This window comes from Metasolibacillus sp. (assembly GCF_025291715.1).
Taxonomy (GTDB): domain Bacteria; phylum Bacillota; class Bacilli; order Bacillales_A; family Planococcaceae; genus Metasolibacillus; species Metasolibacillus louembei.
Genome location: NZ_JAMBIZ010000008.1, coordinates 78,729 through 99,227 on the forward strand (window position 1 = coordinate 78,729; position 20,499 = coordinate 99,227).

The following is a 20,499-nucleotide window of genomic DNA, read 5'->3' on the forward strand; positions in this document are numbered from 1 at the left end:
TATGAAGAAGCGTTTATTAATTTTAGAGGATGGTACAGTATTTAGCGGTACTGCATTTGGTAGCGACAAAGCATCACAAGGTGAGGTTGTCTTTACAACAGGTATGGTAGGCTATCAAGAAACATTATCAGATCCTTCTTTCTATGGACAGATTGTTACATTGACATATCCTTTAATCGGAAACTACGGTATTAATCGTGACGACTTTGAAAGCATTACACCAGCGATTCGCGGCTTTGTTGTGCGTGAGCTAGAGGAGCATCCATCAAATTTCCGCTCTGATACAACATTAAACGACTATTTAACTAGCCAAGATATCCCGGGGATTGAAGGCATTGATACGCGCAAATTAACACGCATTATTCGCTCAAAAGGTGCGGTACGTGCCATTTTAACAGCGGCAGATGAAGAAGTAAATGTAGATGAAATCGTTGCACAATTACAAGCAACACCATTGATTACACATCATGTAAAAGAAGTATCACCAAAAGCAGCATACCCATCTCCAGGTCGCGGTCAGCGTGTTGTGGTAATGGACTTTGGTATGAAGCACGGTATTTTACGCGAGTTAAATAAACGCGATTGTGATGTTTTAGTAGTACCTTACAACACACCAGCAGAGCAAATTTTAGCGTGGCATCCAGATGGTGTCATGCTGTCAAATGGCCCTGGAGACCCTGCGGATGTAACAGAGGGTGTTGAAACAATTAAAAAATTAATCGGTCAAGTGCCGATATTTGGAATTTGCTTAGGTCACCAGCTATTTGCATTAGCGAGCGGTGCAACAAGCTTTAAATTACCATTTGGACACCGCGGAGCGAACCACCCTGTAAAAGACTTACGCACAGGTCGCACAGAATTGACATCACAAAACCATGGTTACGCGATTGATGTAGAATCATTAGCGAATACAGATTTAGAAATTACACATATTGCATTAAATGATGGGACAGTTGAAGGCTTACGTCATAAAACACACCCAGTATTCACGGTGCAATATCACCCTGAAGCTTCACCAGGCCCAGAAGACTCAAATCATTTATTCGATGAATTCATTGACATGATGGAAGCAGAAAAGGAGAAAAAACATGCCTAAACGTACAGATATTAACACAATTTTAGTAATCGGCTCAGGTCCAATCGTCATCGGTCAAGCAGCAGAATTTGACTATGCTGGTACACAAGCTTGTTTATCATTAAAAGAAGAAGGCTACCGTGTTATTTTAATTAACTCAAATCCTGCGACAATTATGACAGATACAGAAATTGCAGATAAAGTATATATCGAGCCAATTTCATTAGAATTCGTTTCACGTATTTTACGTAAAGAGCGCCCAGATGCAATTTTACCAACGCTTGGTGGGCAAACAGGCTTAAATATGGCGATTGAGTTAGATGAATCGGGTATTTTAGAGGAGCTAGGCATTGAAATTTTAGGAACAAAGCTTGATGCCATTCATAAGGCGGAAGACCGCGATTTATTCCGTAATTTAATGTATGAGCTAGGCGCACCAGTACCTGAATCAGATATTATTCATAACTTAGATGAAGCGAAGCGCTTTGTTGCCAAAATTGGCTACCCAGTAATCGTACGTCCAGCCTTCACTTTAGGTGGTACAGGCGGTGGTATTTGTCACAATGACCAAGAGCTAGAGGAAATCGTAACATCAGGCTTAAAATATTCACCAGTGACACAATGCTTACTTGAAAAGTCAATCGCAGGCTTTAAGGAGATTGAATATGAAGTAATGCGTGATGCAGCAGACAATGCCATCGTTGTATGTAACATGGAAAACTTTGACCCTGTTGGTATTCACACAGGTGATTCTATCGTTGTTGCACCATCTCAAACATTATCTGACCGCGAATATCAAATGCTGCGCAATATCTCTTTAGATATTATCCGCGCACTAAAAATCGAAGGTGGCTGTAACGTCCAATTAGCGTTAGACCCAAATAGCTTCCAATACTATGTAATCGAAGTAAACCCACGTGTTTCTCGCTCATCTGCATTAGCTTCAAAAGCAACGGGCTACCCAATTGCCAAGCTAGCAGCGAAAATCGCAGTAGGTTTAACATTGGATGAAATTAAAAACCCTGTAACAGGCTCAACATATGCTTGCTTTGAGCCAGCACTTGACTATATCGTTGCAAAAATTCCACGCTGGCCATTTGATAAATTCGAATCAGCGAAGCGTAATTTAGGAACACAAATGAAGGCAACAGGCGAAGTCATGGCACTTGGTCGTACATTTGAAGAGGCATTGTTAAAAGCAGTACGCTCACTTGAAACAGGTCATGTCCATATCGAAATGAAGCATGCGGAAGAATTAACAGACACATGGATTGAAAAACGTATTCGCAAAGCAGGTGATGAGCGCTTATTCTTCATCGGTGAAGCATTGCGTCGCGGTGTTACAATCGAGCAAATTCATGAATGGTCAGCAATTGACTTATGGTTCTTGAAAAAATTAGAAAAAATCGTGACAATGGAAAGCACAGTAGCTGCCAATAAAAATGACAAAGACATCTTGCGCACAGCAAAACGCTTAGGCTTTGCAGATAAAAAGATTGCAGAGCTTTGGGAAACAACAGAAGCAGCAATTTACGCATTCCGTAAAGAAAACGGCATTATCCCTGTTTATAAAATGGTAGACACATGTGCGGCAGAATTCGAATCACAAACACCGTACTTCTATGGGACATACGAAGAGGAAAACGAATCAGTGCGCTCTGATAAGCCATCTGTTGTCGTACTAGGCTCGGGTCCAATTCGTATCGGTCAAGGTGTAGAGTTCGACTATGCAACAGTGCATTCTGTATGGGCTATTCAAGAGGCAGGCTATGAGGCGATTATTATTAACTCCAACCCTGAAACTGTCTCAACAGATTTCTCGATTTCAGATAAGCTGTACTTTGAGCCATTAACAATTGAAGATGTTATGCACATCATCGATTTAGAGCAACCAATCGGTGTAGTGGTGCAATTCGGTGGACAAACAGCAATTAATCTAGCAGATAAATTAGAAGCAAACGGTGTGAAAATTTTAGGTACGACATTGGAAGATATCGACCGCGCGGAAAACCGCGATAAATTCGAGCAAGCGTTACAACAATTGGATATTCCACAGCCTCCTGGTGATACAGCAACTTCAGCAGAAGGGGCAATGGCGATTGCTGAAAAGCTTGGCTTCCCAGTGTTAGTACGTCCATCCTACGTACTTGGCGGTCGTGCGATGGAAATTGTTTATAACATGGAAGAATTAGCGCATTATATGGAGCATGCAGTAGAGGCTTCTCCAGACCACCCGGTATTAGTTGACCGTTATTTAACAGGTCAAGAAATCGAGGTTGACGCAATTTGTGACGGTGAAAATGTTTTAATTCCAGGTATTATGGAGCATATTGAGCGCGCAGGCGTTCACTCAGGTGACTCGATTTCTGTTTACCCACCGCAAAAATTAACAGCTGCACAGCAAGAAACGTTAGTAGATTACACAACACGCTTAGCTAAAGGCTTAGGCATCGTTGGTTTAATGAATATTCAATATGTTATGAGCGAAGGCGAAATTTACGTAATCGAAGTAAATCCACGCTCATCACGTACAGTACCGTTCTTAAGTAAAATTACGAACATCCCGATGGCCAATATCGCAACAAAAGCAATTTTAGGTCAATCAATTCCAGCACAAGGCTACCCAACAGGCTTAGCACCAGAGCAACCAGGCGTATTCGTTAAAGTACCGGTATTCTCATTTGCGAAATTACGTCGCGTAGACATTACATTAGGACCTGAAATGAAATCAACAGGTGAAGTAATGGGGAAAGATGCAACATTAGAAAAAGCACTTTATAAAGGCTTAGTAGCAGCTGGTACAGAAATTAAAACATACGGTACAGTATTATTTACGGTATCGGATAAAGATAAAGAAGAAGCAATCGCCATTGCAAAGCGCTTCTCAAAAGTAGGCTACCGTATTATGGCAACAGAAGGTACAGCACGTAGCTTTGAGGCAGCGGGCGTACGCACAGATGTTGTTGAAAAAATCGGTGCAAAAGGTAAAACATTAATTGATGTTATTCAAAATGGCGAGGCACAATTAGTTGTTAATACATTAACAAAAGGCAAACAGCCAGCGCGTGATGGCTTCCGTATTCGCCGTGAGTCAGTCGAAAATGGTGTGCCATGTTTAACATCATTAGATACAGCAGAGGCAATGCTGCGTGTCATTGAATCCATGACATTTACAGCAGAAGAAATGCCAAAGGCGGAGGTTAAACATTCATGATTCAAAGTGAACGTATGACAGTCGTTCGCCAAGCAAAAATTGCTCATAATATTTTCGAGCTTGTATTACAAGGAGAACTAGTCCAGGATATGACGCCTGGGCAGTTCGTCCATGTCAAAGTATCGGATACATTGGAGCCACTATTGCGCCGACCAATTAGTATTGCGGATGTCAACAAGCAAGATAGCCAGTTTACGATGATTTATCGTGCAGAGGGTCGTGGAACAGAGGTGCTATCATTAGCAGCTACAGGTCAAAAGGTAGACGTGCTAGGTCCGCTTGGTCATGGTTTCCCTGTTGAAGCCGTACCTGCTGGTGGCACAGCGCTATTAGTAGGCGGAGGAATCGGTGTACCACCGCTGCATGAGCTATCGAAGCAGTTGAATGCGCGTGGTGTACGCACAATTCATGTACTTGGCTTCCAATCGGAAAATGTAACATTTTATGAGGAAGAATTTAGCAAACTAGGCGATACGTATTATGTAACGGTAGATGGGACAAAAGGGACAAAAGGCTTTGTCACAACATTGCTTGATGAGTTAAAGCCAGAATTTGATGCATTTTACTGTTGTGGACCGCTACCAATGCTAAAGGCGATGGAAAATGCCTATCCAGAAAAAGAAGGCTATTTATCATTTGAAGAGCGTATGGGCTGTGGCATTGGCGCTTGCTTCGCTTGCGTTTGTCAAACAACAGATCAAGTGGAGAAAGATTACGTAAAAGTGTGCTCAGATGGGCCAGTATTCCCGAAAGGAGTTGTCCAACTATGAGCCGCATTAACTTAGAATTACCAGGACTATCGTTGAAAAACCCGATTATGCCAGCATCAGGCTGCTTTGGCTTTGGTCGCGAATATGCACAGCTTTATGATTTGTCAAAGCTAGGCGCAATCATGATTAAGGCGACGACGCTTGAAACACGCGCAGGTAATCCAACACCACGTGTAGCAGAAACCGCGGCAGGGATGTTAAACGCAATCGGCTTGCAAAATCCTGGCCTTGAAAAAGTAATGAACGAAGAATTAAAATTTTTAGAAGGCTACGATGTGCCAATTATCGCCAATGTAGCAGGGACAGAAGTGTCTGATTATGTAGAGGTAGCACGTCAAATTTCTACTGCACCAAATGTCAAAGCACTTGAATTAAATATTTCCTGTCCAAATGTTAAATGTGGTGGTATTCAATTCGGTACAGACCCAGCGACAGCACAGGAATTAACAGCGGCTGTTAAGGCCGTATCGAGCGTTCCTGTCTATGTGAAACTATCACCAAACGTAACGAATGTTGTAGATATTGCAAAGGCAGTAGAAGCAGGCGGGGCAGATGGTATTACGATGATTAACACATTAGTTGGCATGCGTTTACACGAAAAAACAGGAAAGCCCGTTATCGCAAACGGTACTGGCGGTTTATCTGGTCCAGCCGTAAAGCCAGTTGCGATTCGCATGGTCTACGATGTCTACAAAGCAGTCGAAATTCCGATTATCGGCATGGGCGGCATCACGAATGCACAGGACGTCATCGACTTTATGTCGGCAGGTGCATCGGCTGTAGCAGTTGGCACAGCGAACTTCGTCGACCACTTCGTTTGCCCAAATATTATCGATGCATTGCCAGCGAAGCTAGATGAGCTAGGTGTAAGCCATATTTCAGAGATTATTGGAAGGAGTCACCGCTAATGAATAACAAACCAATTATTGCACTCGACTTTCCAAGTGAGAAAGAAGTGTTTAGCTTTTTACAGCAATTTAATGAGCCATTGTTCGTGAAAGTCGGCATGGAACTTTATATGCAGGAAGGTCCAAGCATTGTGAGCAAAATCAAGGAGCAAGGACACGCTATCTTTTTAGATTTAAAGCTTCATGATATTCCAAACACAGTGCAATCTGCAATGAAAGGTTTAGCGCGTTTAGGCATTGATTTAATCAATGTCCATGCAGCGGGTGGCAAATCAATGATGGAAGGCGCTTTAGAAGGCTTAGAAGCTGGTACAGCAGCAAGCAACAAGCGCCCAGCATTAATCGCTGTGACACAATTAACATCAACAACGGAAGAGCAAATGCGAGATGAGCAAAAAATCGCTTTATCTTTACAAGAGTCGGTATTGCATTATGCGAAGCTAACAAAAGAAGCGGGCTTAGATGGCGTCGTATGTTCGGTACATGAGGCAAAAGCAATCGCAGATGCTTGTGGCGAAGACTTTTTACGCGTAACACCAGGCATCCGCATGCTAGGTGGCGATGCTCATGACCAAAAGCGCATCGCAACACCGGATGGCGCAAAACGTGACGGTTCTTCATTAATCGTTGTAGGGCGCGCAATTACAGGCGCAGCAAATCCAGTTGAAGCATACAAAGAAGTTCGTCAATTATGGGAGGCAAAATAACATGACATTACAAAAAGAAATTGCTGCCGGCATGCTACAAGTAGGTGCAGTAGAGCTAAATCCAACAGACTTGTTCACATGGGCATCAGGCATCCAATCACCAATTTACTGTGACACACGTCTAACAATCTCAGACCCAGCCATCCGTAAGCAAATCGCAAACGGCTTAGCAGCAAACATTAAGGAATTTTTCCCAGAAGTAGAAGTGGTAGCAGGCACAGCAACAGCAGGCATACCACATGCTGCATGGGTATCAGATATTTTACAATTACCAATGGTTTATGTGCGCTCAAAAGCAAAAGAACATGGTCGTGGTAAACAAATTGAAGGTAAATATGCTGCGGGTCAAAAAGTGGTCGTAGTAGAAGACATCGTCTCAACAGGCGGCTCATCCATCACAGCGGTAGAAGCACTACGCGCAGCGGGCTGTGAAGTGCTAGGTGTAGTATGTGTCTACACATACAACCTACCAAAAGCAGAAAAAGCCTTCGATGAAATCGGCGTAAAATATGTTTCTTTAACAAACTTTGATTACTTAGTAGAAGCAGCCTCTGAATCAGGCAACGTTGCAGAAGAGCACATTCCGTTCTTGAAGGAGTGGCATGCAAAACTTAAAGCCGGAGAGCTTTAAGTTTTGCATGCGACGAGGATGGCGCAGCCACCGCAGGAGCACAGGGGATAGAAGATTCAGCAATGGCTGAATCTTCACCGCTTAAAGCCGGAGAGCTTTAAGTTTTGCAACACAGAGAAAAGTTCGGCAAACAGCCGAACTTTTCTCTAATTTTAAAGGAGATTTTTTCAAACGTAGAATAAACTTCCGAAAACGTGGAATAAAACTCGAAAAACGTGGAATAAATGTTTGAAAACGTGGAATAAATCCGCAAAAACGTGGAATAGATAGTTAATCGAAGAACAGAGTGAACGGCTGAGTGGACTCATTAAAACAGGCTAGCAGCTCCGCTTTAAAATCTTCGTTCTTCATTAATTGCAAAGCCTGTTCTAGACTATAAAACCCGACTTCTAAGCTTTCATTACTGGTTGTTAGACTCCCACCTACAGGTTTACCTACCCACCAAATATTGCATAATTGCTTACTTAATTCTTGTGAGATACCACAAAATCGCTCAATCTTCTCGTATAGCAGCTTCTTTAAAAGTTTCATTCAATTCGACCATGCCACCAGGTAGCTCCCAGCCACGCTTTGGGTCTTTTTTTAAAAGGATTTCTTGTTGATTGTTTAATACTAGACATGCCGACGTCATCTGATATTTCATTTTCTCACCTCACTCTATTAAATAATTGCTTTTACAATATAGCGTGAATATGTAATAGGCAACCCATTTGCTGTTGCATGTTGCTTAAAAGTAGAGGCGATTTCATCTAAGTTTTCAACTGTCAATGTTTCATAAATAGATGGATGCTGACCGAAGCAACGAAGCTTCAATATGTCTTCTGGAGACTGGAAATATTCAGTACTATTGACTGTTTCAATTGTTGATTCTGAAAAATCACTATTTGCAAGGTTTTCTTTAATCTTATTTAAAATAGGTGTTCCAATTGTTGATTCAAAAAGATTAGGAAATAAAATAGGTAACTCTCTCCCTAGCGCATCTCCAGGGTGTAATCCAATAATTGCGCCGCCTTTTTTCACAACATTTTTAAGAGAGGGGTAAGCAGAGGTAGGGCCTTTTCTTATGTAGGCACAATCGAATTCATTTGTTTGAAAAGGTAACCCGTTTTTTGTATTTCCAACAACAAAGGAGGCATTTGATCTTGCAGTGTTAAGTCTTTTTTGAATAAAATGATTGGTTACATCAAAGCCAGTGATTTCCCTCGCTAATAAGCTGCACTTTAATGTAAATTCACCGTGTCCACAACCGACATCTAATACTTTCTTCCCTACAATTGTTTGAGCTAAAATTTCATCAAACATCGACTCGCCATTCGGCTTTGCAAGAGAGGAAGCCCATGGATATTCATAGCGTTGCTGTAGTTCACCTAATTGTGCATACCACTCGAGTGAGTGAGGTATTAACCAGTTCGAGAAAGTAGTTGGATTCAGTAATGTCATATATTTATGCTCCTTTATAAAAAAAGTGGATACAAATTTTAACATAACTCAGTTAAAACAACAAAAAATGCATGGCATCATCCACCATACATTTTCTAGATGTCTTCAATTGTCATAGCCTATACCCCTCTGTTAGAAGTCATTATCACCGAAGTAATCAAATGTATCTTCACAACGCTCTTCATGTAAATAAGAATTATTATTGTGGTCACAAGTTTCCTCGTATGTGTACGGATACTTGCTTTGTACTTGCTCTAAATATGCTTGATATGGCATATGCAACACCTCCAGATAGAATATTTCTTAATTATACAATATTCAGAATGTTTTTAAAATAGGTAAATTAAAAGTTTAGACAGCAATTTATTATCTCAAAAGTAGCAACTCACTCAACCAAGCTTAAAAAAGGAGTTTATCCACTTCAGATAAACCCCTTTCGTTTATTTTTTCTTCAATTTCAACACCAATTCCTCATCAGGTGTCACGTACAATGTTTTTTGCTCGAAATAAATGACAAAGCCGGGCTTTGAACCATTTGGCTTTTTCACTTGGCGAATTTCTGTGTAGTCAACAGGGACAGAGGCAGATTCGCGTGCTTTGCTGAAATAAGCGCTAAGCATAGCGGCTTCATGTAATGTCGTTTCATCAGGTGATTCGTTATGAATGACGACATGTGAGCCTGGAATATCCTTTGTATGCAGCCAAATGTCATTTTTCTTCGCTAATTTAAATGTTAAAAAATCATTTTGCTTATTATTCTTACCAACAGAAATCGTCATACCTGTTGAAGATACAAATTGTTCAGGCATTGGCTTTGTCGGTTTTTTCTTTTTCTTTGAGGCACGTAAACGTAAAAAGCCTTGTTCTGCTAATTCCTCACGAATTTCCTCGATATCGCTCGGCGCTGCTTGGGCAACTTGCTGTGCGAGCATTTCAAAATAATCGATATCTGTACGTGTTTTTGCTAGCTGTTCCTCAATCATGACAAGTGCATTTTTTGCCTTGTTGTAGCGTTGGAAGTAATGCTGTGCGTTATCAATTGGCGTTTTACGAGGGTTAATCGCAATCGTTACTGTTTCACCATTATAATAGTTTTCCACCGTTACGCTGTCTTGCCCTTTTTCAAACTGATAAATATTGGCCATCAACAGCTCACCATATAGCTGCAATTGGTCGAGCTTTGAAGCCTGCTCGTAATCCTTTTCAAGCTTTTTTGTTTTGAGCTTTAGCTTATCAACTTCATTGCTTAGCCAGCGTTCTAAATCACCGGCCTGCTGTTTGACACGGTCTCGTTCTGCTCTTGCGAAAAAGACGCGATCTAACAAAGCACCGAGTGTTGGATATGTCGTGACATGCCCTTGTAAATGTGTCAAATTAGTTGGTGAGAATGCAGCTTTTCCACCAGTTTCAACATAAGTAGGATTTGCCGCGCGCGCTAACTCCTGTAAAAATGGCTGGAATGCTGATGAATTTTGCGCCAAACGCGCTAGTAGCTCCTCGGCATGCAATGGAGAGAAGCCTGCAAAATGCGCAACGACCTCCTTGGCATTTTTCGGCTCAGCAAAAAAATGCTCCTCTGTCGATTCATACGGATTTACCTTATGCTGTGCAGGTGGTGCGATATATGTTTGCCCTGGTAAAACGGTACGGTAGCTGTTTAATGAAGGTGGTAAATGCTTTAAGCTATCGAGTATTTTATCGTTATCTGCATCGACTAATATACAGTTGCTATGTCTGCCCATAATTTCGATAATGAGCTTGCGCATAATTGGGTCGCCAATTTCATTTTTACTTTCAACTGTAATATGTAAAATACGCTCGGTTCCATCCTGTGTGATTGAATGAATAAAGCCTCCCTCTAAATGTTTGCGCAAAAGCATGCAAAACATCGGAGGCTCAGCAGGGTTATCAATCGTTTGTTCTGTTACATGTATACGTGCATAGGATGGATGGATAGAAATAATCAGTTTATGATTTGCCCCATTTGCTCGAATATGAAGCATTACTTCCATTGCATTCGGCTGGTGAATTTTCGTAATGCGTCCTGTTACTAATTGTTGTAGCTCTAGCGCCATTGCGCGTGTAAATAATCCATCAAAAGCCATAATTGATTCCTCTTTCGTTCAGTACTTGATTCTTCTATCATAGCATTTTTCTTATGTCATGCTCTAGTTAGATGTTTTTCTTGCAAAATGTACGAAAAAACAGTTCAGAGTATGTTATAATGGTGTGCAGTATTTTAAAGGAAGGTGTGACGGACCTTGGTGCGTAGTATGACAGGCTTTGGCAGGGGTGTCACAACGACAAAATCGTATCAATTAACGATTGAAGTTCGTGCTGTGAATCATCGCTTTTTAGAAATAAGCACAAAATTTCCGAAAGAGTGGATGGAATCGGAAGTGTTAGCGAAAAAAATGCTTTCAACAGCTGTTTCACGCGGAAAGCTAGATGTACTCATTGCGGTGAAGGAGCTGCAAGTAGAAGAACAGCACGTAACAATTAATTGGGCTTTACTTGAAGCGTACATAAAAGCAAAGGAAGCATTGTCACAAAAAATTGCGATGCAGGAAAAATGGTCAATGCAGGAAATTGCTATGCTTGATCAAGTGTTAGTTGTTGAAAAGCAAGAGGCGATGCAAGAAGACTTTTTAATTGCGGTAGAGCGAGCGATGCAGGAAGCAATTGAAAATTTAGTGCAAATGCGTGAGCGTGAAGGACAAGAGTTGAAGCTAGTTATGTTACAATATAAAGAACAATTACAACAGCAAATTGCACAGATCCGTGCAACGTCACCAGATGCTGTAATGAAATATCGAGAGCGTTTAAAAGCGCGTATCGAAGAAATTGCGAGTGGGCAGCTGTTGGAGGAACGTTTGTTAATGGAAGTGGCATTATTCGCAGAACGAGTAGATATTACGGAGGAGCTAGACCGTCTTGATAGTCATTTTGGTCAGCTAGAGGAAATATTGCAGGAGCATGGTGCAATTGGGCGTAAGCTTGATTTCTTAATGCAGGAGATGCATCGGGAAATTAATACGATTGGCTCCAAAAATCAATCCTCTGAAAGCTCAGTAGCGGTCGTACAAGCAAAAGCCATTTTAGAGAAAATGCGAGAGCAAGTTCAAAATATCGAATAGCTAAAGGGAGATTTAATAATCAATGAGAAAACAACGTGGCTTATTAATCGTATTATCCGGTCCATCTGGTGTTGGAAAAGGAACGGTTCGAAAAGAGCTATTTTCACAAGCGAATACAAATTATGAATATTCGATTTCCATGACAACACGTCTACCTCGCGAAGGAGAGGTTGATGGTGTAGACTATTTCTTTAAAACGCGTGAGGAATTTGAAGGGCTAATTGAGCAAGGTGGTTTATTAGAGCATGCGGAGTTTGTTGGCAATTATTACGGTACGCCACTTGCTTATGTAAATGATACGCTAGAAGCAGGGCGAGATGTTTTTTTAGAAATCGAAGTGCAAGGAGCTGCCCAAATTCGTGCGAAAGCACCTGATGCGCTATTTATCTTTTTAGCGCCACCAAGCCTTTCAGAGTTAAAGGATCGTTTGGTTGGAAGAGGAACAGAAACGGAAGATATTATTGCAAAGCGTATTGCAACAGCGCGTGAAGAGCTTGAAATGATGAGTCTTTATGATTATGTTGTAGAAAATGATGAAGTGCAAAACGCATGCGATAAAATTAATGCTATTATTAAAGCAGAGCATTGCCGACGTGAGCGCGTCGAAAAAATATATTTGTCAATGTTGAAAGGAGAATAATTCATGTTATACCCATCAGTAGATGCCTTAAAAAAGGAAATTGATTCAAAATATTCACTTGTGAGCCTAGCTTCTAAGCGTGCACGCCAAATGCAGGAGCAAGGTGGCGAAAAGCTAAACAAGTACGTATCTTATAAACCAGTAGGTCGTGCGCTAGAGGAAGTAGCAGCAGGCGTTTTACGCAGAGAGGCAGAAGATGCTTCAACTGTTTACGAGGACGAAATTTAAGCGATTTAAAGACTGATGATGTAGCTCCCGAGGAAATGTTCTTTGGGAGCTTATCGTTTGAAAGGGTGGGAAAGCGATGAGCAAAAAAAATATTTTATTATGTGTGACAGGTGGCATTGCAGTTTATAAGGCGGTAGCACTCGTCAGCAAGCTATCACAGGCAGGAATGAATGTAAAGGTTATGATGACTGCATCTGCAAGACAATTTGTCACGCCACTTAGCTTCCAAGTCATGTCTAAAAATGATGTTTTTTTTGATACATTTGATGAAAAGGATTCAAGTGTCATTGCCCATATTGATTTAGCTGATTGGGCAGATTTAGTCATTGTGGCACCAGCGACAGCCAACGTAATCGGGAAGCTGGCAAACGGTATTGCGGATGATATGGTGACGACAACACTACTCGCAACAACGGCACCTGTATGGATTGCACCTGCAATGAATGTGCATATGTATGACCACCCAGCAGTAAAGCGCAATATTCAACAGCTACATGAGGATGGCTGTCATTTTATTGAGCCCTCTGAAGGATTTTTAGCATGTGGTTATATTGGCAAAGGACGCTTAGAGGAGCCAGAGAAAATAACGGCATTAGTGTTGTCGTATTTTAAAGAAGGCGGACAGCAATGACACGTATTGCCAAAGTGATTGTTGATGTGGCGGCATACCCAGTTGATCGCCCATTCGACTATCTCGTACCGACAGATTGGCATGATCTAATGGAATGTGGCTGTCGCGTCAAAGTACCATTCGGACCACGCAATGTGCTTGGCTTTGTGGTCGAGCTTGCAAGCAAAACAGACGTGCCTCTCGATAAAATTAAGCCAATTACCCAAGTGCTAGATATTGAGCCTGTCTTAACAGAGGAAATGCTCAGCTTAGCAAAATGGCTAAAAACACAGACAATTTGTTATGAAATTGATGCATTACAGGTGATGTTGCCATCGGCATTGCGTGCGAAATATGAGAAAATAGTGCACTTACAAGTAGCGATAGAACAGTTAGACCCTATTCTTGCAGCCTTTTTCAAAAAATCCGCAAAGGCAAATTTCAAGCAATTTGAAAAGGAATCATTGTTAAAAGAATTAAAGCAAGCAGTTAACAAAGGGCATGTTCGCATTGAAAACGAAGTAAAGCAGCAAGGTAATATTAAGGAAGTCCGTAAAGTGCAAATTCATGCGGAGGCAAGCTATATAGCTGAAATTGAGCAGCAAATATCGAAGCGAGCAAAAAAGCAAATTCACTTAGTGCAGTGGATGAAAACACATTGTGGTGAAATTTTCTCGCCAGAGGAAATATACGAACAAGCAGGCGTCACTGCAACAGTTTTGCAGGCACTGATTGAAATGGGTGCAGCGAAATTTATTCAAGAGGAAGTATATCGCGACCCATTTACAAAGGATGTAGCGCAAACGACAGCACTAAATTTAACAGCTGAGCAAGAGCAGGCATTGAGCTACATCACAGCGGCAATGAAAAAACAACATAATGAAACATTTCTATTGCATGGTATTACAGGAAGCGGCAAAACCGAAGTGTATTTGCAAGCGATTCAGCAGGCTTTACAGGACGGCAAAGAGGCGATTATGCTTGTGCCTGAAATCTCCTTGACACCACAAATGACAGAGCGTTTTCGCTCACGCTTTGGCGAGATGGTCGCTGTAATGCATAGTGGCTTATCTGTTGGTGAAAAATATGATGAATGGCGCAAAATTCAGCAAGGCAAAGTAAAGGTTGTTGTTGGTGCACGTTCAGCAATCTTTGCTCCATTTCAGCATGTTGGGCTCATTATTTTAGATGAAGAGCATGAATCGACATATAAGCAGGAGGATGCTCCTCGCTATCATGCACGTGATGTGGCAATATGGCGCAGTAAGTTTCATCAATGCCCTGTGATTCTCGGTAGTGCAACACCGGCGCTTGAATCGTTTGCACGGGCGAAAAAAGATGTTTATACATTATTAACATTAAAAGAGCGTGCCAAGCAGCAAGCATTACCAACTGTAGAAATTGTAGATATGCGTGAAGAACTAAAGCTCGGCAATCGCTCGATGTTTTCAACGAGCTTAATCGAGGCAATGCGTGAACGATTAGTGCGCAAAGAGCAAATCGTCTTGTTTTTAAATCGACGAGGTTATTCGAGCTTTGTGTTATGCCGTGATTGTGGAACGGTTGTGCAATGTCCTAACTGTGATATTTCCTTAACCTATCATCGCTACAACGAAAAATTAAAATGTCATTACTGTGGCTACGATGAATATGTACCGCAAAGCTGTCCGCAATGTCAAAGTGAGCATATTCGCTTTTTCGGCACAGGTACACAAAAGGTTGAAGAGGAAATTTATAAGCTGTTTCCAGAGGCAAGAATCGTGCGTATGGATGTTGATACGACGTCACAAAAAGGTGCACACGAACAGCTTTTAGATATATTCGGCAGCGGACAAGCTGATATTTTACTCGGCACGCAAATGATTGCTAAAGGGCTTGACTTCCCAAATATTACGTTAGTTGGTGTGTTAAGTGCGGATACATCATTACATTTACCTGATTATAGATCAAGTGAACGCACATTCCAGCTACTAACACAAGTAAGTGGTCGTGCAGGACGCCATGATTTATTAGGTGAGGTAATTATTCAAACGTATACGCCAGAGCATTATGCGATTGAGCTAGCGCAAGCACAGCAATATGAACCATTTTATACAAGAGAAATGTATTCACGTCATCAAGCGGGTTACCCACCGTATTATTATTTAGCGCTCGTCCAAGTATCGCATGAGGATGTTATGATGGCGGCAGAATATGCGGGTCGAGTAGCTGATTATTTACGTGAAAAGCTCTCATTCAATGTTGCTATTATTGGTCCGACGACTGCTAGCATTAGCCGTCTCAACAATAGATATCGCTATCAATGTTTGATAAAATACAAAGTAGAACCGAATTTGATCGAAACATTATTACAATTGATTAAAATATACCGCACAGATTGGAGTAAGAAGGGGATTCAGCTCATCGTAGACCTTGACCCATCTGTTATTTAGAAAGAAGGACTTAGAAAATGGCGATTAAAGAAGTAGTGAAAAACCCAGCAGCAATTTTAACAACAGCGACCAAGGAAGTCGAGGTTATCAATGAGGAAATTATTGAGCTGTTAGATGATTTATATGACACGATGGTGGAATACGATGGTGTTGGCATTGCGGCACCGCAAATTAATGTAGGCTTACGTGTAGCCATTGTGGAATTAGGGGAAGATATTTTAGAAATGATTAACCCGATTGTATTAGAGACAAAAGGGGAAGAGGAAGATGTGGAAGGCTGCTTAAGCTTTCCTGAATTATTCGGCATGGTAAAGCGCCCGACATATGTGAAAATTGAAGCATCTGACCGTGAAGGACGCATTTATGAGCTAGAGGCAGAGGACTTTGAGGCACGCGCGATTTTACATGAAATTGACCATCTAGATGGCGTTTTATTCGACTCAAAAATTACGCGTGTGCTAACAGAGGAAGAGCTCGAAGAAATGTATGCAGAGGAGGAATAGTATGTTATCCATCGTTTTTATGGGCACACCAGCCTTCTCTGTACCAATTTTACGCATGCTACATGAAGAGGGCTACAATGTGCTAGCAGTGGTAACACAGCCTGACCGTCCTGTTGGGCGTAAAAAAGTATTAACGCCACCACCTGTTAAGGAGGAGGCTGTGCGTTTAGGCTTACCTGTTATTCAACCAGAAAAGCTACGTGACTCAGTAGAATTAGAGCAAATTTTAGCATTACAGCCAGATTTAGTCGTGACAGCGGCATTTGGACAAATTTTACCGAAAGTGTTGCTTGATGCACCACGCTTAGGCTGTATCAACGTTCATGCTTCATTGCTACCTGCTTACCGAGGTGGTGCACCAATTCATCAAGCGATTATAGATGGACAACAGGAAGCTGGTGTGACGATTATGTATATGGCACAAAAGCTAGATGCTGGCGATATCATTAGTCAACAGGCGATTTCGATTGAAGAAACGGATCATACAGGCAGTTTATTTGACAAGCTAAGCATTGTAGGACGTGACTTATTAAAGCAAACATTGCCTGCAATTGAAGCAGGTACAAATAATCGTACAGTCCAAGACGAAACATTGGTTACTTATGCGCATAATATTAGTCGTGAGCAAGAACGCATTGATTGGCAGCAAAACGCACGCACGATTTACAATCAAGTACGCGGTTTGCATCCATGGCCTGTTGCCTACACAACTTTGGAAGAAAGCAATGTGAAAATTTGGTGGGCACAAATTGGTAGTACGAAGCACACAGCTACACCAGGTGAGGTTGTGCATATTGCGAAAGATTATTTTGAAATTGCAACAGGTGAAGGCGGGGCGCTTGCTGTTTATGATTTACAGCCTGCGGGGAAAAAGCGTCTGAGCGCAGAGGAATATTTGCGTGGCACAGGGGCAAAATTGCAGATTGGAGATCGCTTTGAATGACAAAGAAAAAACAGCAAATTTGGAATGGTAATGTACGAGATGCGGCGTTAAGCATTTTATTAGCAGTTGATAAAAATCAAGCATATAGCAACTTGCTACTACATCAAACAATTGAAAAATATAAAATAGAAGCAAAGGACCGTGCGTTATTAACGGAAATCACGTATGGTACATTGCAGCACAAATTAACGCTTGATTATTATTTAGCACCATTTGTAAGAGGGAAAGTAGAAGCATGGGTGCAATGGTTACTGCGCCTTTCATTATTCCAAATGCATTATTTAACACGCATCCCACCACATGCCGCAGTGAATGAGGCAGTGGAAATTGCAAAGCGACGTGGGCATCAAGGAATTGCCTCAATGGTTAATGGTATTTTGCGTTCAATTTTACGACAAGGTGTGCGTTCGACAGATGAAATTCAGGATGAAATGGAGCGTTTAGCGATTGCAACAAGCCATCCACAATGGCTAGTGGAGCGCTATATCGAGACATATGGCATTGAACAAACAGCAACAATGCTTGCGTATAACAATTTGCCAGCAAAGCAAACAGTACGTGTCAATACATTAAAGGCGACGTCAGCTGAAGCGATTGCACTACTTGAGCAAGAGGGGATTACAGCGGTACAAAGCGAATTTCTACCTGAATGCTTAACATTGACAGGTGGACAAGCAGCACGTACAGAAGCATTCAAAAAAGGATTCATTACGATTCAAGATGAAAGCTCGATGTTACCAGCAAACGTTTTAAACCCACAGCCAGGGATGCGTGTACTCGATATGTGTGCAGCACCAGGCGGGAAAACGACACATTTAGCAGAAAAAATGCATAATCAAGGCTCAGTGCTAGCGCTCGACTTGCATCCACATAAGCTTGAGCTAATCGATGAAAACACAGCGCGCTTAGACATTGAGATTGTACAAACAGCGCCATTAGATGGGCGCAAAGCAGCTAGCACATTACAAAAGGAAAGCTTTGATGCGATTTTAATTGATGCACCGTGCTCAGGGCTTGGTGTAATGCGTCGCAAGCCAGATATTAAATACACAAAAAGACTAGAGGATTTCGCCAATTTACAAGCGATTCAGCTTGGTATTTTAGCAAATGCAGTGGAGCTATTAAAGCCGAATGGACGCCTCGTTTATAGCACATGTACAATCGATAAAGAAGAAAATGAAGGTACGGTACAAGCCTTTTTGGCAGCACATCCGATGATGGAAGCAATCTTGCTAGAAAATTTACCACAACAGCTTGCTGAGGAGCAACATAACGGAATGCTTCAAGTATTCCCACAACATATGGACAGCGATGGCTTTTTCGTTGCTGCCTTCGTAAAAAAGGAGACAAATTAAACTTTATGGAACAAAATAAATTCGATGAACGTATTTTAGACTTAGTCGAGGAAGCAGAAGAAAAGCCCGTACGCCGTGAGAAAAAAGAAAAGCCGCAATTAAAGGAATCGATTTATTCATTGCGCCCTGATGAATTGCAAAATTGGTTAGTAGAAAATGGAGAAAAAGCATTCCGTGCAGGACAAATTTTTGATTGGCTTTATCATAAGCGCGTCAAAACATTTGAGGAAATGTCAAACCTATCAAAATCTTTGCGTGAAAAATTAAGTGCAAACTTTGCATTAACAACACTATCGACAATTATTCAGCAGGAATCGAAGGATGGCACAATTAAATTTTTATTCCAATTGCAAGATGGTTATTCAATTGAAACCGTATTAATGCGCCATGATTATGGCAATTCTGTTTGTGTAACAACACAAGTAGGCTGCCGTATTGGCTGTACGTTCTGTGCCTCTACATTAGGCGGCTTAAAGCGCCACTTACTTGCTGGTGAAATTGTTGAGCAAGTTGTCAAGGTTCAGCAAGCTTTGGATGAAGTTGAGGAGCGTGTGAGCCATATCGTTATTATGGGGATTGGGGAGCCATTCGACAATTATGATGCGATGATGAATTTCTTAAAGGTCATTAATGATGAAAAAGGCTTAAATATTGGCGCTCGCCATATTACAGTGTCAACTTCAGGTATCGTGCCAAAAATTTATGATTTTGCCAATGAGCAGCTACAAATTAATTTTGCGCTATCGCTACATGCACCAAATCAAGAATTGCGCCAAAAGCTTATGCCAATCGCACGTGCTTACAAGCTGGAACAATTAATGGAATCGATTCGTTATTATACACAGAAAACGGGACGTCGCGTGAGCTTTGAGTACGGTTTATTTGGTGGCGAAAACGATTCTGTTGAGCATGCAGAGGAGCTAGCAAAATTAATTAAAGGCATTAAGTGTCATGTTAATTTAATTCCTGTGAACTATGTGCCAGAGCGAAACTATGTGAGAACACCACGCAATCAAATCTTTGATTTTGAAAAAACGTTAAAGAAGCACGGCATTAATGTGACAATTCGTCGCGAACATGGCTCGGATATTGATGCAGCATGTGGACAGCTGCGTGCAAAGGAGCGAGCACAAGAAACAAAGTAGGTGGAAAGTATGAACTTTACAGTTGAAAGTGATGTTGGCTTAAAGCGTTCAGAAAATGAGGATCGAGTAGCTTTTTGTGAACGGTTAGATAACTATAAGCTAGCGATATTAGCTGATGGTATGGGCGGACATAATGCGGGAGATGTAGCAAGTGAAATGGCGATTACGGCGTTGCAGCGTGCATTCATGCAAGTGGATGCTGCTGCACTATTGACGGAGGAAAAGCGACAGCAATGGCTTGAAACCGTGATATCGCAAATAAACGAAGACATTTATCATTATTCATTATCACATGAAGGCTGTAAAGGCATGGGGACGACGCTAATCGCTGTCATAATCGATCAGGCAAATTGTACAATTGCACATATCGGTGATAGCCGCGTCTACCACTTTACGGAAGAGGATGGCAGGCTTATTACACGTGATCATTCCTATGTCAATGTACTAGTTGATAATGGTGAAATCAGCGAGGAAGAGGCACAGCATCATCCAAAAAAGAATTTTATTTTAAGAGCGTTAGGCACTGAATTAACGATTCAGGCAGATTTTTACAGCATGGAACTGCAAGAGGATTCCTATTTGCTTATTTGCTCAGATGGTTTAAGTGATAAATTGAGCTTATATGAAATGGCGGCTTTGATTACATTGCCGCTTGCTTTACAGGAAAAGGGGAAAAAGCTCGTACAGCTAGCAAATGAACTCGGTGGTGAGGACAATATTTCCCTTATTTTATTGACACTGAAGGATAAGGAGGTGTAAGG

19 protein-coding genes and 1 pseudogene are annotated in these 20,499 nt (G+C 41.5%); 16 read left to right on the top strand and 4 right to left on the bottom strand.

The genetic code is table 11. The features are described 5' to 3' along the window. Nucleotide 1 precedes the first annotated feature (1 nt). The 6 genes from M3Z76_RS07615 to pyrE are packed head-to-tail and all read left to right on the top strand — an operon-like array spanning nucleotide 2 to nucleotide 7,305. Complete coding sequence (locus M3Z76_RS07615) at nucleotides 2-1,096, top strand: carbamoyl phosphate synthase small subunit (protein WP_293922045.1); 1,095 nt, start codon at nucleotides 2-4, stop codon at nucleotides 1,094-1,096. After that, the gene (gene carB / locus M3Z76_RS07620; RefSeq protein WP_293922044.1) at nucleotides 1,089-4,289 is read left to right on the top strand and encodes a carbamoyl-phosphate synthase large subunit; all 3,201 of its coding nucleotides are present in this window, start codon (nucleotides 1,089-1,091) and stop codon (nucleotides 4,287-4,289) included. Before M3Z76_RS07615 ends, carB begins: the two co-directional genes overlap by 8 nt. Next, on the top strand, nucleotides 4,286-5,059 hold the full coding sequence (locus M3Z76_RS07625; protein WP_293922042.1) for a dihydroorotate dehydrogenase electron transfer subunit: 774 nt from the start codon (nucleotides 4,286-4,288) through the stop codon (nucleotides 5,057-5,059). The genes carB and M3Z76_RS07625 overlap by 4 nt, the downstream gene beginning before the upstream one ends. Next, nucleotides 5,056-5,967 carry a dihydroorotate dehydrogenase gene (locus M3Z76_RS07630; protein ID WP_293922040.1) on the top strand — a complete coding sequence of 304 codons (912 nt, stop codon included), beginning with the start codon at nucleotides 5,056-5,058 and terminating at the stop codon, nucleotides 5,965-5,967. Before M3Z76_RS07625 ends, M3Z76_RS07630 begins: the two co-directional genes overlap by 4 nt. Beyond that, nucleotides 5,967-6,674 (top strand): orotidine-5'-phosphate decarboxylase, encoded by a 708-nt coding sequence (pyrF, locus tag M3Z76_RS07635; protein ID WP_293922038.1) that lies wholly within the window; start codon nucleotides 5,967-5,969, stop codon nucleotides 6,672-6,674. The genes M3Z76_RS07630 and pyrF overlap by 1 nt, the downstream gene beginning before the upstream one ends. A gap of 1 nt (nucleotide 6,675) precedes the next feature. Then, nucleotides 6,676-7,305, top strand: a complete 630-nt coding sequence (gene pyrE, locus M3Z76_RS07640; protein ID WP_293922036.1) for an orotate phosphoribosyltransferase — start codon at nucleotides 6,676-6,678, stop codon at nucleotides 7,303-7,305. Nucleotides 7,306-7,798: 493 nt separating this feature from the next. On the opposite strand, the gene M3Z76_RS19765 is transcribed toward pyrE, so the two are convergent. From M3Z76_RS19765 to M3Z76_RS07660, 4 genes are all read right to left on the bottom strand, one after another. Then, nucleotides 7,799-7,948: an NUDIX hydrolase gene (locus M3Z76_RS19765; protein ID WP_363319858.1), complete on the bottom strand. Its 150-nt coding sequence runs from the start codon at nucleotides 7,946-7,948 to the stop codon at nucleotides 7,799-7,801. Between the two features lie 17 nt (nucleotides 7,949-7,965). Continuing rightward, on the bottom strand, nucleotides 7,966-8,745 hold the full coding sequence (locus tag M3Z76_RS07650; RefSeq protein WP_293922033.1) for a class I SAM-dependent methyltransferase: 780 nt from the start codon (nucleotides 8,743-8,745) through the stop codon (nucleotides 7,966-7,968). A gap of 132 nt (nucleotides 8,746-8,877) precedes the next feature. Then, on the bottom strand, nucleotides 8,878-9,021 hold the full coding sequence (locus M3Z76_RS07655; RefSeq protein WP_293922032.1) for a hypothetical protein: 144 nt from the start codon (nucleotides 9,019-9,021) through the stop codon (nucleotides 8,878-8,880). A gap of 164 nt (nucleotides 9,022-9,185) precedes the next feature. Continuing rightward, a complete protein-coding gene (locus M3Z76_RS07660; RefSeq protein WP_293922030.1) occupies nucleotides 9,186-10,850 on the bottom strand; it encodes an Rqc2 family fibronectin-binding protein in 1,665 nt (554 codons plus the stop codon). 156 nt (nucleotides 10,851-11,006) lie between these two features. Here M3Z76_RS07660 and M3Z76_RS07665 point away from each other — a divergent pair, with 156 nt between their 5' ends. The 10 genes and pseudogenes from M3Z76_RS07665 (at nucleotide 11,007) to M3Z76_RS07710 (ending at nucleotide 20,497) form a co-directional block, all read left to right on the top strand. After that, nucleotides 11,007-11,882, top strand: coding sequence for a YicC/YloC family endoribonuclease (locus M3Z76_RS07665; RefSeq protein WP_293922028.1), 876 nt, complete (start codon nucleotides 11,007-11,009; stop codon nucleotides 11,880-11,882). Between the two features lie 22 nt (nucleotides 11,883-11,904). Next, nucleotides 11,905-12,522, top strand: a complete 618-nt coding sequence (gene gmk, locus M3Z76_RS07670; RefSeq protein ID WP_293922026.1) for a guanylate kinase — start codon at nucleotides 11,905-11,907, stop codon at nucleotides 12,520-12,522. 3 nt (nucleotides 12,523-12,525) lie between these two features. After that, entirely contained in the window at nucleotides 12,526-12,750 is a 225-nt protein-coding gene (gene rpoZ / locus M3Z76_RS07675) for a DNA-directed RNA polymerase subunit omega (protein WP_293922024.1), read from the top strand. Nucleotides 12,751-12,826: 76 nt separating this feature from the next. Next, nucleotides 12,827-13,360, top strand: a pseudogene (gene coaBC, locus M3Z76_RS07680) (bifunctional phosphopantothenoylcysteine decarboxylase/phosphopantothenate--cysteine ligase CoaBC); the annotation flags it as partial. Nucleotides 13,361-13,377: 17 nt separating this feature from the next. Beyond that, nucleotides 13,378-15,792 carry a primosomal protein N' gene (gene priA, locus M3Z76_RS07685; RefSeq protein ID WP_293922022.1) on the top strand — a complete coding sequence of 805 codons (2,415 nt, stop codon included), beginning with the start codon at nucleotides 13,378-13,380 and terminating at the stop codon, nucleotides 15,790-15,792. A 17-nt stretch (nucleotides 15,793-15,809) separates the two neighbouring features. Next, a complete protein-coding gene (gene def, locus M3Z76_RS07690) occupies nucleotides 15,810-16,295 on the top strand; it encodes a peptide deformylase (protein WP_293922020.1) in 486 nt (161 codons plus the stop codon). Between the two features lies 1 nt (nucleotide 16,296). Beyond that, entirely contained in the window at nucleotides 16,297-17,238 is a 942-nt protein-coding gene (gene fmt / locus M3Z76_RS07695) for a methionyl-tRNA formyltransferase (protein WP_293922018.1), read from the top strand. After that, a complete protein-coding gene (gene rsmB, locus M3Z76_RS07700) occupies nucleotides 17,235-18,593 on the top strand; it encodes a 16S rRNA (cytosine(967)-C(5))-methyltransferase RsmB (protein ID WP_293922016.1) in 1,359 nt (452 codons plus the stop codon). Before fmt ends, rsmB begins: the two co-directional genes overlap by 4 nt. Nucleotides 18,594-18,598: 5 nt before the next feature. Then, nucleotides 18,599-19,738, top strand: a complete 1,140-nt coding sequence (gene rlmN, locus M3Z76_RS07705) for a dual-specificity RNA methyltransferase RlmN (protein WP_293922014.1) — start codon at nucleotides 18,599-18,601, stop codon at nucleotides 19,736-19,738. A 9-nt stretch (nucleotides 19,739-19,747) separates the two neighbouring features. Further along, on the top strand, nucleotides 19,748-20,497 hold the full coding sequence (locus M3Z76_RS07710) for a Stp1/IreP family PP2C-type Ser/Thr phosphatase (protein WP_293922012.1): 750 nt from the start codon (nucleotides 19,748-19,750) through the stop codon (nucleotides 20,495-20,497). Nucleotides 20,498-20,499: the final 2 nt, after the last annotated feature.

Coding starts and splice junctions, on each gene's coding strand:
- pyrE (WP_293922036.1), top strand. CDS start 6,676: ATGACATTACAAAAAGAAATTGCTGCCGGCATGCTACAAGTAGGTGCA.
- priA (WP_293922022.1), top strand. CDS start 13,378: ATGACACGTATTGCCAAAGTGATTGTTGATGTGGCGGCATACCCAGTT.
- rlmN (WP_293922014.1), top strand. CDS start 18,599: ATGGAACAAAATAAATTCGATGAACGTATTTTAGACTTAGTCGAGGAA.
- M3Z76_RS07710 (WP_293922012.1), top strand. CDS start 19,748: ATGAACTTTACAGTTGAAAGTGATGTTGGCTTAAAGCGTTCAGAAAAT.
- rpoZ (WP_293922024.1), top strand. CDS start 12,526: ATGTTATACCCATCAGTAGATGCCTTAAAAAAGGAAATTGATTCAAAA.
- M3Z76_RS07625 (WP_293922042.1), top strand. CDS start 4,286: ATGATTCAAAGTGAACGTATGACAGTCGTTCGCCAAGCAAAAATTGCT.
- fmt (WP_293922018.1), top strand. CDS start 16,297: ATGTTATCCATCGTTTTTATGGGCACACCAGCCTTCTCTGTACCAATT.
- M3Z76_RS07655 (WP_293922032.1), bottom strand. CDS start 9,021: ATGCCATATCAAGCATATTTAGAGCAAGTACAAAGCAAGTATCCGTAC.
- M3Z76_RS19765 (WP_363319858.1), bottom strand. CDS start 7,948: ATGAAATATCAGATGACGTCGGCATGTCTAGTATTAAACAATCAACAA.
- def (WP_293922020.1), top strand. CDS start 15,810: ATGGCGATTAAAGAAGTAGTGAAAAACCCAGCAGCAATTTTAACAACA.
- gmk (WP_293922026.1), top strand. CDS start 11,905: ATGAGAAAACAACGTGGCTTATTAATCGTATTATCCGGTCCATCTGGT.
- M3Z76_RS07630 (WP_293922040.1), top strand. CDS start 5,056: ATGAGCCGCATTAACTTAGAATTACCAGGACTATCGTTGAAAAACCCG.
- carB (WP_293922044.1), top strand. CDS start 1,089: ATGCCTAAACGTACAGATATTAACACAATTTTAGTAATCGGCTCAGGT.
- M3Z76_RS07615 (WP_293922045.1), top strand. CDS start 2: ATGAAGAAGCGTTTATTAATTTTAGAGGATGGTACAGTATTTAGCGGT.
- M3Z76_RS07660 (WP_293922030.1), bottom strand. CDS start 10,850: ATGGCTTTTGATGGATTATTTACACGCGCAATGGCGCTAGAGCTACAA.
- pyrF (WP_293922038.1), top strand. CDS start 5,967: ATGAATAACAAACCAATTATTGCACTCGACTTTCCAAGTGAGAAAGAA.
- rsmB (WP_293922016.1), top strand. CDS start 17,235: ATGACAAAGAAAAAACAGCAAATTTGGAATGGTAATGTACGAGATGCG.
- M3Z76_RS07650 (WP_293922033.1), bottom strand. CDS start 8,745: ATGACATTACTGAATCCAACTACTTTCTCGAACTGGTTAATACCTCAC.